The sequence below is a fragment of the Bradyrhizobium sp. 87 genome, from assembly GCF_023073015.1.
Lineage (GTDB): Bacteria > Pseudomonadota > Alphaproteobacteria > Rhizobiales > Xanthobacteraceae > Bradyrhizobium > Bradyrhizobium canariense_D.
In genome coordinates this window covers 561,897-574,471 of record NZ_JADPIQ010000148.1, presented here as the reverse complement: position 1 = coordinate 574,471, position 12,575 = coordinate 561,897, and the positions used below count along the sequence as shown (strand labels likewise).

Genomic DNA, 12,575 nt, shown 5'->3' with positions numbered 1-12,575 from the left:
GCATGCGTACCGCCGGATGGTTGGCTCTGGGCGTCGTGATCGTCTGCGGAACGACTCTCGCCGTGTCACGCGCCGCGGAGGAGTCGCCCGCACCCTCGACGGAAGCGAATGCACCGCCGACGGCGCAGCCGCCGGCGTCATCGGTCCCCGTCACGCCAAAGAATGCCGCGCCACCGCCGTCGGTCACGATCATCGGCGCGAGCGATGCGCACGGTGTGCTTGGCCGTGACGTGCTCAGCGCGGCGAACGAAGACATGGGCCGCATCGTCGACGTCATCGTCGATCGGAGCGGGCACGTGCGCGCCGCCGTGATCGATTTCGGCGGCTTCCTCGGCGTCGGCAGCCGCAAGATCGTGGTGGACTGGAACGCGCTCCGATTCGGCAAGATCACCAACAAGAAGGACAGCATCACGCTGGAATTGACCAAGGCACAGGTCGCAGCCGCGCCGGAATACAAGGAGGACACGCCGATGGTGGTACTCGGCGCGTCCGGCAGCCTGCAGCCGCTGCAAGCTGTTCAGTGAGGCGCGGGGAGGGATGGCCGCCGGTGCTGTTGTCGAGGAAGCCGAATGATGCAGACCGCGAGGGCCGCGTTGAGCAGGATAAATTCTCGGCGCCGTCGCCTGCCGGCATTCCGGCTCCGTCGCGCCAGAGCCTGCGTGGCCTCGACTGGTTCATCTTCTTCCTCGCCGACGTGCAGACCGGATTCGGGCCGTTCATCGCAGTTTATCTGACGACCCAGAAATGGACCCAGGTCGAGATCGGCCTCGTGCTGTCGATCGGCGGCATCGTTGCCCTGATCGGTCAGATGCCGGGCGGCGCCATCATCGATGCCGCGAAATCCGAGCGGCTGGTCGCCGGCCTCGCGATCGGCACGATCGGCTGCTGCGCGCTCGCCTATGCGGCGATGCCGATCTTCCCCGTGGTGGTGGCTGCGGCCACCTTGCACGCGGCAGCGAGCTGCGTGCTCGGACCGGCGATCGCGGCGATCAGCCTCGGTCTGGTCGGCCCGCTCGCGATCGGCGAGCGTCTCGGCCGCAACGCGCGCTTTGCTTCGCTCGGCAACGGCGTTGCGGCCGCCGTGATGGGTACTGCCGGCTATCTGCTGTCGAGCCGGTCGGTGTTCCTGGTCACCTTCCTGCTCGCAATTCCCACCTTGATCGCACTCTCTCGCATCCGCGAGCACGAAGTCGACATCGCGCGCTGTCACGGCGAGATGCCGCGCGAGGCGGAGGATCGCGGCGACACCAATATCTGGCATCTGATCCGGCAGCGGCCGCTCATTGTCTTTGCACTCAGCGTGCTCCTGTTGCAGCTCGCGAACGCCTCGATGATGCCGCTGATGGCAAGCGCGGTGACAGCGCGATCGAGCGAGTGGGCGACGGTGCTCGTCGCTTTTTGCATCGTCGTGCCGCAGGCGATCGTGGCGCTGCTGTCGCCGAGCGTCGGGCGCAAGGCGCAAGTATGGGGCCGCAGGCCGCTGCTGCTGATCGGATTCGCGGCGCTGACGATTCGCGGTTTGCTGTTCGCGACAGTGCGCGATCCGTATCTGCTGGTGCTGGTGCAGGTGTTCGACGGCCTCACCGCGGCGGTGTTCGCGGTGATGATCCCGCTGATCGTGGCCGACGTCGCCTTCGGCAGCGGCCATTTCAACCTCGCGCAGGGCATTGTCGGCACGGCAATGGGCATCGGCGCGTCGCTGAGCACCGCGCTTGGCGGCTATGTCAGCGATAAATTCGGCAATGCCATGGCGTTCACCGGACTGTCCGGCGTCGCGGTGACGGGACTTCTGCTTATTCTGCTTGTCATGCCGGAGACGCGGCGCAAGGGCATGATCGCAGCAAAAGAAATGGCCGGCTGAATCAATCAGCCGGCCATGAGGGGGTGGGAGAGGGGAGATCAGGCGTCGAGATTGTGCAGGCGTGCGCGGTTGCGCAGCACGATATGGCGGGCGCCGGAGAAGCCGAGAATGCCCTGGGCGTGAAGCTGCGACAGCGCGCGCGAGACGGTCTCGAGCGTGAGACCGAGATAGTCGCCGATGTCGCGGCGGCACATCGGCAGCGCCATCATGCCTGCAACCGCGAGGCGGCGGTCCATTTCGAGCAGGAAGGTTGCGACGCGCTCCATCGCGGTCTTGCGGCCCAGCAGCAGCATGTGGTCCTCGGCGTGGCGAAGCTCACCGGCGGTCATCGCCCAAAGCTTGCGGGCGACCTGGACGTCGGTGGCTGCGGCCTTCTCGAGGCTCGCGCGCTTCACGAGGCGCACAGTGGTGTCGATGATAGCTTCAGCAGCAAGGCGGTGGGTGGTGCCGGATTCGAGGCCGAACACGTCGCCGGGAAGGTGGAAGGAGCCGATCTGGCGGCGGCCGTCGGAGAGAAGCTTGTAGCTGCGCACGGCGCCGGTGACGACCTGATAGACATACTCGGCCGACTCGTCCTCGCCATAGATTTCCTCCTCCTTGCGGTAGGAGAACTCGGTGGCAACGAGGCCGACATGGCCGGCGATCGCACCGAACTGGTCAGAGACGGGATGGGCGGGTGCGATCTTGCCGCCGATCTGGGTCTTGATCGCCGGGGCGTTGAAGGTCTGGGTCAGCATCTGCGCCATCTCCGTTGTGATGACGCTTAGGTACGCGGTATCGGGTGCCTCGAAAATTTCGCGAGATATCTTAAGGAGATTGCCTTACGTAGAATCCCGTAGGTCAGCTATGGACCCGGTTCTGGATGGCGTGGCGAATGCGTTTGACCAGGTTTTCGTCCAGAAGCGGCTTCAGAATCACTTCATTCACGCCTGCGGCCGCCGCCCGGGCCGAGATATTCGAGTCGGGATAGCCGGTGATCAGGATCACGGGGGTATCGCCCTCGGACTGGCGCAGTCGCCCGGCCAGCTCGATGCCGTTGATGTCAGGCATTTTGTAGTCGATCACGTAACAGTCTGCACCGGACGGGCGCGCCGCATTGAGCAGCGCCGTGGCGTTCCTGAAGGTCCGTACGGCAAAACCGTCGGTTTCCAGCAAAAACCTCAGCGAGCCAAGCACAGCGGCATCGTCGTCGACCACATAGACAGTTGGCTTTGCGGGTGACGACATCTGGAGCCGCTCGGGATGGGAGCTGATCGCAATCATTCCGATCTGGTAGCACAGGGCGAGCGGAGGGTTTTGACTTGCCTCAACTCCTGTTGACTTCAATCATTGAGCATTCCGGCGCGCATCGCTAGCCGGACCAGCTCCGACAGGCTGTTGGCCTGCATCTTGGTCATTACGTTGGCCCGGTAGACCTCGATGGTGCGCGGGCTGATGTCGTACTCGCGAGCGATCAGCTTGTTGGAGAGGCCCGCGATCAGCCCCTCCATGACCTGTCGTTCTCTGGGGCTCAGGGACGCGACGCGAGCGGCGACGTCCTGGCCCATGGCCTCGTTCCTGGCGGCCGGCTCGCCCTCGCGGATCGCGGATTCGATCATGGCGACGAGGCGGTCATCCTCGAACGGCTTTTCCAGGAAATCCATCGCACCGAGCTTCATCGCCTCGACCGCGAGCGGCACGTCGCCATGACCGGTCATGATCAGGATCGGAAACCGGCTGCGCTGCGCCTTCAGGCGCTTCAGAAGCTCGATCCCATCGATGCCGGGCATCCGCACGTCGGAGACGACGCAGCCGAAGGCGAGGCCGGGCAGGGCATCGAGAAAACTCTGCGCGTTGTCGAACAGTGTGACGCCGAAGCCGGCTGAATCCAGCAGGAAGTTCAGCGAATCCCGCATCGCCTCGTCGTCGTCAATGACGTAGATGGTTCCCTTGGTCGTCATGGATCAGTTCTCGTCGGCTGCCGGCAAGGTGAAGCGGAATGTCGCCCCACCCGATGCGTTGCTCTCGGCCCACATCCGGCCGCCGTGAGCCTCGATGATCGAGCGGCTGATGGAAAGTCCCACGCCCATGCCGGTGTCTTTGGTGGTGAAGAAAGTCTGAAACAGGTTTGGCATGACGTCGTCCTGGAAGCCGGAGCCGGAGTCGGAGACCTCGATCTCGATCATGTCGTCGGCGGCGCGGGTGTTGGTGACGACGAGCTCGCGCCGTGGCGACTTCGCCATCGCTTCCAGCGCGTTGCGGAAGAGGTTGACCAGCACCTGCTGGATTTGCACCCGGTCGGCGAGCACGAGATCGGCATTTGGATTGAGGCTGAACCGAAGCTGCACGTCCTGCTCGCGCGCGCCGGCGAGCCCGAGCGCGCCGGCCTCCTCGATCAGCTTGGACAGGCTCTCGACCCTTTTCTCCGATTCGCCGCGGGAGACGAAGTCGCGCAAGCGGCGGATGATCTGGCCGGCGCGCAGCGCCTGCTCGGCGGCGCGGTCCAGCGCGCTCTCGATCTTCGGCGTATTCGGATCCTGGCTTCCGGCGAGGAGCCGCCGCGACCCCTTCATGTAGTTGCTGATCGCTGCCAGCGGCTGGTTGAGCTCGTGAGCGAGCGCGGACGCCATTTCGCCCATCGCGCTCAGCCGCGAGACGTGGACAAGTTCGGACTGCAGTTCCTGGAGCCGCGCCTGGGTTTTCTGATGCTCGGTCAGATCGCGGACGAAACCGGTGAAATAGGGCTCGCCGCCCGACTGCATCTCGCCGATCGACAGGTGCATCGGAAAGGTCGTGCCGTCGCGGCGCTTGCCGGTCACGATGCGGCCGATGCCGATGATGTGTGGGTCGCTGGTGGTCCGGTAGCGCGCGATGTAGCCGTCGTGACGTGAGCTGTCGGGCTCCGGCATCAGGATGCGGACGTTCTGGCCGATCGCCTCCGACTCGACCCACCCGAACAGGCGCTCGGCCGCCGCGCTGAAGAGCTGGATGACGCCGTGGCCGTCGATGACGATCATGGCGTCTGGAATCGTCTGGAGGATCGAGCGGAGGTGACTCTCGCGCGTGCGCAGGGTTTCCTCGACCTGCTTCTCTTCATCGACGTCAAGAAAGATGCCGCTGAGATGTCGGGCGGCGCCGGCGTCGTCCCGAATCAGCCCCGCGCGCGCACGGATCCACTGCGCTCTGCCCAACGCCCCCGCGACCCTGAACGACACGTCGAAGCTGCCGCCCCGTTCGGAGACGTGTCGGATCGCACTCTCGATCCGCTCGCGGTCGTTCGGCTCCAGCCGGGACAGGAACAGCGCGTAACTCACCGATTGGCCAGATTCGATTCCGAACAGGATCCTGGCCGTCTCCGACCACTCCAACTCCAGTGTCTTGAGATCGAGGTCCCAGGTCCCGACGCCAAATCCTTCGATTCGAACGCGGAAATGTTCGCCCCGGCCGTCATCTTGCGGATGAATCACGCGGGTCGGCGCCAAACGATCACTCCCATTCTGATGCGGGGAACCGCACAGCGTTACCGTTGGCAATGTACCCAACGAGGGGCCAGAGGCAAGTTCCGATGTCTTATACCATCGGCAGATTTCCGGCCGGCGCGGTGATCCAAGGTTTTGATCTATCTCATCCTGCCCCGGCGGCGGTGGGCTTACGATCGGATCAAAGCTCATTGCCCCGGAGACTCCGATGACATACGCGACCGTGATGGTCAGCCTGGCGCTCGATCAGCCCAACGAGGCGCGGCTTCAGGTCGCGGGCGAGCTTGCCGAACGATTTGAGGCGTCGATCATCGGCGTTGCTGCGGCGCAGTTCGCCCCGCCGCTCTACTACAGCGATGGCGCCGCAGCGCAGGGACTGATCGATGAGGGAGAAGCCTCGGTCAAGCGACGCCTGAGCAGGCTCGAGGCGCAATTCCGCGCCGCGATCAGGAATCGCGGCGGGCATGTGGAATGGCGCAGCGCCATGGATTTCCCGGCGCGCCTTACGTTCGCTCAGGCACGTTGCGCCGACATCGTCGTCGCCGGCGGGCAGAGCCCGGCCTTCTCCGACGCCTTCGCGCTCGCGAGCCCAAAGGATCTGGTGATGCAAGCCGGCCGACCGATCCTGGTCGTGCCTGACGGGGTCAACTGGCTCGATCTGCGCAGCGTCCTAGTGGCGTGGAAGGATACGCCGGAAGCGCGGCGGGCGCTCGCCGATGCGCTGCCATTACTGCGCAAGGCCAGGGATGTCACCGTCCTCGCAATTCCCGAAGGTGACGACGACCGCACTGCCGCGGTCGCTGGCGCGACCGACGTGACGGCGTGGCTTGCCCGCCACGGCGTGACCGCGATCACGCGCGTTTCCGAAGCGGCCCGGAACGAAACCGTCGCCGGGCAACTGGAGAAAATTGCCGGCGACGTCGGCGCCAGCATGATCGTCGCCGGTGCCTACGGTCATTCGCGCTTCCGCGAACTGATCCTCGGCGGCGTCACCCAATATCTGGTCACTCAATCTGCCCGCTGCGTGCTGCTGTCGCACTGACGCTGGAGCGATACAAGACCAATCAAAGAGGACGCGCCGTGTACAGATTCCTTGAACAGACCGTCGAAAGCTACATGACGCAGGACGTCAGGACAGTGAGGCGCGACCTCGACCTGCTCGCGCTGAGCGAGATGTTCGAGCGCGATGATTTCAATTCCTATCCGGTCGAGGACGACGGACAGGTCGTCGGCATCGTCACCAAGTTCGACATCCTGAAGTGCTTCGCCTTCACGCCGAGCCAGATGCTGCCGCGCTACCACGACCTGATGACCCGCAAAATCGGCGACGTCATGACGCCCGACTTTATCTATGTCAGCCCCGACACGCGGCTGACGCGCGTGCTCCAGATCATGGTCGAGCACCGCATCAGGAGCATCATCGTGCTCGACGGCGCGCAGAAGCTGATCGGAATCGTCGCGCGCGAGGACGTCATCGCGGCGCTCAAGGCGACGGCACGCGACTGAGGAGGCGGCTGCAGATTCGCAATTCTCGACTCCGCCATGTCACGCAGGCGGTGGGCTGCCGTTTATGCTCTGCGGTGCCCAAGCGACTGATATCGCTCTGCGATCTACATCGGTCTCACATTAACAGAAATCCACATAGCTTGATTTCAATCAATTCCCCGCGAGGGCGAATGTGGTTTCTGGCCCTGTGTTCTTTCAGAGAGAGTCCGCATGAGCCAGCCCTCCATCTCCAAGTCCATGACGTCAGGTGAAAGCGGCCTGGCTGTCGTGTTCGCGGTCACCGCCTTCCTCTGCGTGATTGCCTCGGCCAAGGCGCTCGATGCGCCCTTCGCCTTCCATGCCGCGCTGAGCGCGGCGGCGAGCCTGGCCGCGGTCTTCTGCATCATCAACCGTTACCTCGACCGACCGGCGGCGCTGCCGCCTGCGGAGATCAACGGCCGGCCCAACTACAACATGGGGCCGATCAAGTTCTCCTCCGTCATGGCGATGTTCTGGGGCATTGCCGGCTTTCTCGTCGGCCTCATCATCGCCTCGCAACTGGCGTGGCCGGCGCTGAACTTCGATCTGCCCTGGACCAGCTTCGGCCGCCTGCGTCCGCTGCACACGTCCGCAGTGATCTTCGCCTTCGGCGGCAACGTCCTGATCGCGACGTCGTTCTACGTCGTCCAGAAGAGCTGCCGCGTGCGCCTTGCAGGCGATCTCGCGCCCTGGTTCGTCGTCGTAGGCTACAATTTCTTCATCCTGATCGCCGGCACCGGCTATCTGCTCGGCGTCACCCAGTCGAAGGAATATGCCGAGCCGGAATGGTACGCCGATCTGTGGCTGACCATCGTCTGGGTCACCTATCTGCTGGTCTTCCTTGCCACGATCATCAAGCGCAAGGAGCCGCACATCTTTGTTGCGAACTGGTTCTATCTCGCCTTCATCGTGACGATCGCGGTCTTGCATCTCGGCAACAACCCGGCGCTGCCGGTCTCGGTGTTCGGCTCGAAATCCTACATCGCCTGGGGCGGCATCCAGGATGCCATGTTCCAGTGGTGGTACGGCCACAACGCGGTCGGCTTCTTCCTGACCGCCGGCTTCCTCGCCATCATGTATTACTTCATTCCGAAGCGGGCCGAGCGGCCGATCTATTCCTACCGTCTCTCGATCATCCACTTCTGGGCGCTGATCTTCCTGTACATCTGGGCCGGCCCACACCATCTGCACTACACGGCGCTGCCGGACTGGACCCAGACGCTCGGCATGACCTTCTCGATCATGCTGTGGATGCCGTCCTGGGGCGGCATGATCAACGGCCTGATGACGCTGTCGGGCGCCTGGGACAAGCTGCGCACCGATCCCGTGCTGCGCATGCTCGTGGTCTCCGTCGCCTTCTACGGCATGTCGACCTTCGAAGGCCCGATGATGTCGATCAAGGTGGTCAACTCGCTCAGCCACTACACCGACTGGACCATCGGCCACGTGCACTCCGGCGCGCTCGGCTGGGTTGGTTTCGTCTCCTTCGGCGCGCTCTACTGCCTCGTGCCCTGGATCTGGAATCGGAAGGGCCTCTACAGCCTCAAGCTCGTCAACTGGCACTTCTGGATCGCGACGCTTGGCATCGTCCTCTACATCTCGGCGATGTGGGTGTCCGGCATCCTCCAGGGCCTGATGTGGCGCGCCTACACCTCGCTCGGCTTCCTCGAATATTCCTTCATCGAGACCGTCGAGGCGATGCATCCCTTCTACATCATCCGCGCCGCCGGCGGCGGGCTGTTCCTGATCGGCGCGCTGATCATGGCCTATAATCTCTGGATGACGGTTCGCGTCGGCGAACAGGAAGTCCAGATGCCCGTCGCTCTTCAGCCGGCGGAATGAGGAGTCTTCCATGTCGTTCTGGACACGCCACCAAATCTTCGAAAAGAACTCGATCATCCTCATCGTCGGCATCCTGCTGGTGATCGCGATCGGCGGTCTCGTCGAGATCACCCCGCTGTTCTACCTCAAGAGCACGATCGAGGCGGTCGACGGGATCAGGCCGTATACGCCGCTGGAGCTCGCCGGGCGCAACGTCTACATCCGCGAGGGCTGCTATCTCTGCCATTCGCAGATGATCCGGCCCTTGCGCGACGAGGTCGAGCGCTACGGACATTTCTCGTTGGCCGCCGAGAGCATGTACGACCATCCGTTCCAGTGGGGCTCGAAGCGCACCGGTCCCGACCTTGCCCGCGTCGGCGCCAAATATTCCGACGACTGGCATGTGACCCATCTGGCCAATCCGCGCGCGATCGTGCCGCAGTCGGTGATGCCAGGCTATCCGTTCCTCAGCCAGACCGAGGTCGATCCGGACACGATCGCCGACCACATGCGCACGCTGCGGACCGTCGGCACGCCCTACACCGACGACCAGATCGCCAATGCGGGCGCCGACATGAAGGCCCAGGCCGATCCTGACAATGCCGGCTCCGACGCTTTCACCAAGCGCTACGCCAAGGCCGTGGTGCGCAACTTCGACGGCAAGGCCGGCACGCCGACCGAGATGGACGCGCTGATCGCCTATCTCCAGATGCTCGGCACGCTGGTCGATTTCAAGATCTACAACGAGAAAGCCAATCTTCGCTGAGAAGGCACCCACGATGAAAGCCATCCTGACACTCGACAATCTCGCGTCCGGTCTCGTGACCACGATCTGGACGCCGGTGTTCGTCGCGATCTTTCTCGCGATCATCGCCTACGCATTATGGCCCCGTAACAAGGCTGCGTTCGACGAAGCAGCACACCTGCCGTTGCGGGAGGAGTGAGAGACCATGACCGATCATCATAGCGACATCGATTCCGTCACCGGCAAGTCCACGACCGGACATGAATGGGACGGCATCAAGGAGCTCAACACGCCGCTGCCGCGCTGGTGGGTGATCAGCTTCTACCTCACCATCGTCTGGTCGATCGGCTACTGGATCGTGTATCCGGCCTGGCCGCTGATCTCCAGCAATACCACGGGCCTGTTCGGCTACTCGACACGCGCCGATGTCGCGGTCGAGCTCGCCAATCTCGAGAAGATCCGCGGAGCCAAGATGGTTGCGCTGGGCGCGGCCTCGCTCGCCGACATCGAGAAGGACCCGGCGCTGCTGGCGCTCGCGCGCGCCAAGGGCAAGACCGTGTTCGGCGACAATTGCGCGCCATGTCACGGCTCAGGCGGCGCGGGTGCCAAGGGCTATCCGAATCTGAACGACGACGACTGGCTGTGGGGCGGTTCGCTCGACCAGATCATGCAGACCATCCAGTTCGGCGCACGTTCCGGCCACGCCAAGACGCATGAAGGCCAGATGCTCGCATTCGGCAAGGACGGCGTGCTGAAGCCGGATGAGATCGTCACGGCCGCCAACTATGTCCGGGCACTGTCGGGCCTTCCGACCCGCAAGGGCTATGACGCGGCCAAGGGCGAGAAGATCTTCGCGGAGAATTGCGTCGCCTGCCATGGCGGCGGCGGCAAGGGCAACCCGGAGATGGGTGCCCCCAACCTGACCGATAAGATCTGGCTCTATGGTTCGGACGAGGCGACGCTGATCGAGACCATCAGCCAGGGCCGCGCGGGCGTGATGCCGGCCTGGGAAGGGCGGCTCGATCCCGCCACCATCAAGGCGATGGCAGTTTACGTCCACTCGCTGGGCGGCGGAAAATAGCCAATCCGGGACACGCGGGGGCGAACAAAAAAGCTCCCGCTTGCGCTGGATCAACTGACGCGGCGGCGTCGGGTCTAGGTTTTATCGCACCTCTCGAAAAGCTGCAGGCGATGAACAGGACCGCGAACCCAAAAGAGCTCCCATTAGACGATGACAACGGGCCGCTCTATGTGGCCCAGAAGAAAGTCTATCCCCAGAGCACCTCCGGCACCTTCCGCCGGATCAAATGGGGCCTGATGGCCTTCTGCCTCGGCGTCTACTACTTCCTGCCGTTCGTGCGCTGGAACCGCGGACTCGGCGCTCCCAGCCAAGCGGTGCTGATCGATCTTCCCAACAGTCGCTTCTATTTCTTCTTCATCGAGCTGTGGCCGCAGGAGGTCTACTACTTCACCGGCCTGCTGATCGTCGCCGCGGTGGCGCTATTCCTGATGAACTCGGTCGGCGGCCGTATCTGGTGCGGCTATCTCTGTCCGCAGACGGTGTGGACCGACCTGTTCTATGCGGTCGAGCGTCTGATCGAGGGTGACCGGCGCGAGCGGATGAAGAAGGACAAATCGTCCGACCCGATGAAGCTGGAGCGGATCTCCGAGATCGTGCTCAAACATTCGATCTGGCTCTTGATCGGGTGGTGGACCGGCGGCGCCTGGGTGCTCTATTTCAACGACGCACCGACGCTGGTCAAGGAACTCGTCACGTTCCAGGCGCCGATGCTCGCCTATGTCTGGATCGGCATTCTCACCGCGACGACCTATCTGCTCGCCGGCTACATGCGCGAGCAGGTCTGCACCTATATGTGCCCGTGGCCGCGCATCCAGGCGGCGCTAACCGATGAATGGGCGCTCAACGTCACCTACCGCTACGACCGCGGCGAGAAGCGTACGTCGGTGAAGAAGGCGGCCGAGCTGCGCGCGCTCGGGCAGCAGGTTGGTGATTGCGTCGATTGCTACCAGTGCGTGGCGGTCTGCCCGACCGGCATCGACATCCGCAACGGACCGCAGATGGAATGCATCCAGTGCGGGCTCTGCATTGATGCCTGCGACAATGTGATGACGAAAATCGGCCGGCCGAAGCGGCTGATCGGCTATGACAACGACGTCAACATCCAGCGCCGCCAGGAAGGCAAGGCGCCGATCTACCGCATCGTCCGGGCCCGCACCGTCTCCTACAGCGCGATCATCGCGGCGGTCGGCGGCATCATGATCTATACGCTGGCGACTCGCAGCCTGCTCGACGTCAACGTGCTGCACGACCGCAACCCGGTCGCGGTCAGGCTCAGCGACGGCTCGATCCGCAATGCCTACACGGTGCGGCTGCTCAACAAGAGCGGTTACGACCGGGTCATCGCGATCGACGCGAGCGGCCCGGTCAATGCGACAATCCATGTCATCGGAATCGATTCTGTGACGCCGGACCGGCCGATGATCGTGGTTCCGCGCGACTCCACCAGCGAGCTGCGGCTGCTCGTGACCGCTTCGGTGGAGGGCAATCCGGAAAAGTCCATCCCGGTTCACTTTCACGTCACCGATATCGGCCTCGGCGAAGTCGCCAGCGCCACCGACAATTTCGTCGCGCCCTAGGATCAGGAGTTCGCCATGGCAACCAAGCCGCTGACCGGAACAAAAGTGTTTCTGATGCTGGTCGCCTTCTTCGGCGTCGTGATCGGCGTCAACGCGACCATGATGAAGCTCGCGATCGCGACGCTGCCAGGGACGGACGTCGACAGCCCCTATGCCGCTGGGCTCGCCTATGACCGCGAGATCTCGGCGGCGCAGGACCAGGCTGCGCGCAAATGGAAGGTCAACGCCCATGTCGAGCGCCGCGCCGATGGCGGCGCCGTGCTTCAGGTCGAGGCGCGCGACGCGAGCGGCCAGCCGATCGCCGGACTGAAATTCGGCGGCCGCCTGGAGCGGCCGACCGACAAGCGCGCCGATCTCGCAATCGAGCTCTCGGAGGCCGGTATCGGCCTCTATCGCGGCGATGCCGCATCGGTCGCGTCGGGCCAGTGGGACTTGGTGATCCAAGGCGAGGCGCGGGGAACGCGCGTGTTCATGTCGCGCAACCGCGTGATCCTGAACTGAAGGATTT

Annotated in this window: 14 protein-coding genes; 10 read left to right on the top strand and 4 right to left on the bottom strand. The window is 63.8% G+C overall.

Translation table 11 applies throughout. From position 1 onward, the window contains the following. Positions 1-2: 2 nt before the first annotated feature. Both IVB50_RS41100 and IVB50_RS41095 read left to right on the top strand, forming a co-directional pair. On the top strand, positions 3-524 hold the full coding sequence (locus tag IVB50_RS41100) for a PRC-barrel domain-containing protein (protein WP_026233310.1): 522 nt from the start codon (positions 3-5) through the stop codon (positions 522-524). Positions 525-547: 23 nt separating this feature from the next. After that, positions 548-1,861 carry an MFS transporter gene (locus tag IVB50_RS41095; RefSeq protein WP_247300299.1) on the top strand — a complete coding sequence of 438 codons (1,314 nt, stop codon included), beginning with the start codon at positions 548-550 and terminating at the stop codon, positions 1,859-1,861. A 38-nt stretch (positions 1,862-1,899) separates the two neighbouring features. Here IVB50_RS41095 and IVB50_RS41090 read toward each other — a convergent pair whose 3' ends face one another. The 4 genes from IVB50_RS41090 to fixL all read right to left on the bottom strand — a co-directional run bounded on the left by IVB50_RS41090 (position 1,900) and on the right by fixL (position 5,322). Continuing rightward, a complete protein-coding gene (locus IVB50_RS41090; RefSeq protein WP_026233309.1) occupies positions 1,900-2,598 on the bottom strand; it encodes a helix-turn-helix domain-containing protein in 699 nt (232 codons plus the stop codon). Between the two features lie 103 nt (positions 2,599-2,701). Then, positions 2,702-3,124, bottom strand: coding sequence for a response regulator (locus IVB50_RS41085; protein WP_018457138.1), 423 nt, complete (start codon positions 3,122-3,124; stop codon positions 2,702-2,704). Positions 3,125-3,183: 59 nt separating this feature from the next. Further along, positions 3,184-3,801, bottom strand: a complete 618-nt coding sequence (gene fixJ / locus IVB50_RS41080) for a response regulator FixJ (RefSeq protein ID WP_018457137.1) — start codon at positions 3,799-3,801, stop codon at positions 3,184-3,186. Between the two features lie 3 nt (positions 3,802-3,804). Continuing rightward, positions 3,805-5,322 (bottom strand): sensor protein FixL, encoded by a 1,518-nt coding sequence (fixL, locus tag IVB50_RS41075; RefSeq protein ID WP_085362240.1) that lies wholly within the window; start codon positions 5,320-5,322, stop codon positions 3,805-3,807. 205 nt (positions 5,323-5,527) lie between these two features. Here fixL and IVB50_RS41070 point away from each other — a divergent pair, with 205 nt between their 5' ends. From IVB50_RS41070 to IVB50_RS41035, 8 genes are all read left to right on the top strand, one after another. Continuing rightward, positions 5,528-6,361, top strand: coding sequence for a universal stress protein (locus IVB50_RS41070; protein WP_204510564.1), 834 nt, complete (start codon positions 5,528-5,530; stop codon positions 6,359-6,361). Positions 6,362-6,399: 38 nt separating this feature from the next. Then, entirely contained in the window at positions 6,400-6,825 is a 426-nt protein-coding gene (locus IVB50_RS41065) for a CBS domain-containing protein (RefSeq protein ID WP_085362242.1), read from the top strand. Between the two features lie 210 nt (positions 6,826-7,035). After that, positions 7,036-8,685 carry a cytochrome-c oxidase, cbb3-type subunit I gene (gene ccoN / locus IVB50_RS41060; RefSeq protein ID WP_007607681.1) on the top strand — a complete coding sequence of 550 codons (1,650 nt, stop codon included), beginning with the start codon at positions 7,036-7,038 and terminating at the stop codon, positions 8,683-8,685. Between the two features lie 10 nt (positions 8,686-8,695). After that, the gene (gene ccoO / locus IVB50_RS41055) at positions 8,696-9,430 is read left to right on the top strand and encodes a cytochrome-c oxidase, cbb3-type subunit II (RefSeq protein ID WP_247300297.1); all 735 of its coding nucleotides are present in this window, start codon (positions 8,696-8,698) and stop codon (positions 9,428-9,430) included. A 13-nt stretch (positions 9,431-9,443) separates the two neighbouring features. Continuing rightward, entirely contained in the window at positions 9,444-9,608 is a 165-nt protein-coding gene (locus IVB50_RS41050) for a CcoQ/FixQ family Cbb3-type cytochrome c oxidase assembly chaperone (protein WP_018457132.1), read from the top strand. Between the two features lie 6 nt (positions 9,609-9,614). Then, positions 9,615-10,490, top strand: coding sequence for a cytochrome-c oxidase, cbb3-type subunit III (gene ccoP, locus IVB50_RS41045; protein WP_247300295.1), 876 nt, complete (start codon positions 9,615-9,617; stop codon positions 10,488-10,490). Positions 10,491-10,600: 110 nt separating this feature from the next. Beyond that, positions 10,601-12,067: a cytochrome c oxidase accessory protein CcoG gene (ccoG, locus tag IVB50_RS41040; protein WP_204510567.1), complete on the top strand. Its 1,467-nt coding sequence runs from the start codon at positions 10,601-10,603 to the stop codon at positions 12,065-12,067. Between the two features lie 15 nt (positions 12,068-12,082). Then, a complete protein-coding gene (locus tag IVB50_RS41035) occupies positions 12,083-12,568 on the top strand; it encodes a FixH family protein (RefSeq protein WP_085352098.1) in 486 nt (161 codons plus the stop codon). The last annotated feature ends 7 nt before the right edge of the window (positions 12,569-12,575 follow it).

Coding starts and splice junctions, on each gene's coding strand:
- IVB50_RS41070 (WP_204510564.1), top strand. CDS start 5,528: ATGACATACGCGACCGTGATGGTCAGCCTGGCGCTCGATCAGCCCAAC.
- ccoG (WP_204510567.1), top strand. CDS start 10,601: ATGAACAGGACCGCGAACCCAAAAGAGCTCCCATTAGACGATGACAAC.
- ccoN (WP_007607681.1), top strand. CDS start 7,036: ATGAGCCAGCCCTCCATCTCCAAGTCCATGACGTCAGGTGAAAGCGGC.
- fixJ (WP_018457137.1), bottom strand. CDS start 3,801: ATGACGACCAAGGGAACCATCTACGTCATTGACGACGACGAGGCGATG.
- ccoP (WP_247300295.1), top strand. CDS start 9,615: ATGACCGATCATCATAGCGACATCGATTCCGTCACCGGCAAGTCCACG.
- IVB50_RS41035 (WP_085352098.1), top strand. CDS start 12,083: ATGGCAACCAAGCCGCTGACCGGAACAAAAGTGTTTCTGATGCTGGTC.
- IVB50_RS41100 (WP_026233310.1), top strand. CDS start 3: ATGCGTACCGCCGGATGGTTGGCTCTGGGCGTCGTGATCGTCTGCGGA.
- ccoO (WP_247300297.1), top strand. CDS start 8,696: ATGTCGTTCTGGACACGCCACCAAATCTTCGAAAAGAACTCGATCATC.
- IVB50_RS41050 (WP_018457132.1), top strand. CDS start 9,444: ATGAAAGCCATCCTGACACTCGACAATCTCGCGTCCGGTCTCGTGACC.
- IVB50_RS41085 (WP_018457138.1), bottom strand. CDS start 3,124: ATGATTGCGATCAGCTCCCATCCCGAGCGGCTCCAGATGTCGTCACCC.
- IVB50_RS41090 (WP_026233309.1), bottom strand. CDS start 2,598: ATGCTGACCCAGACCTTCAACGCCCCGGCGATCAAGACCCAGATCGGC.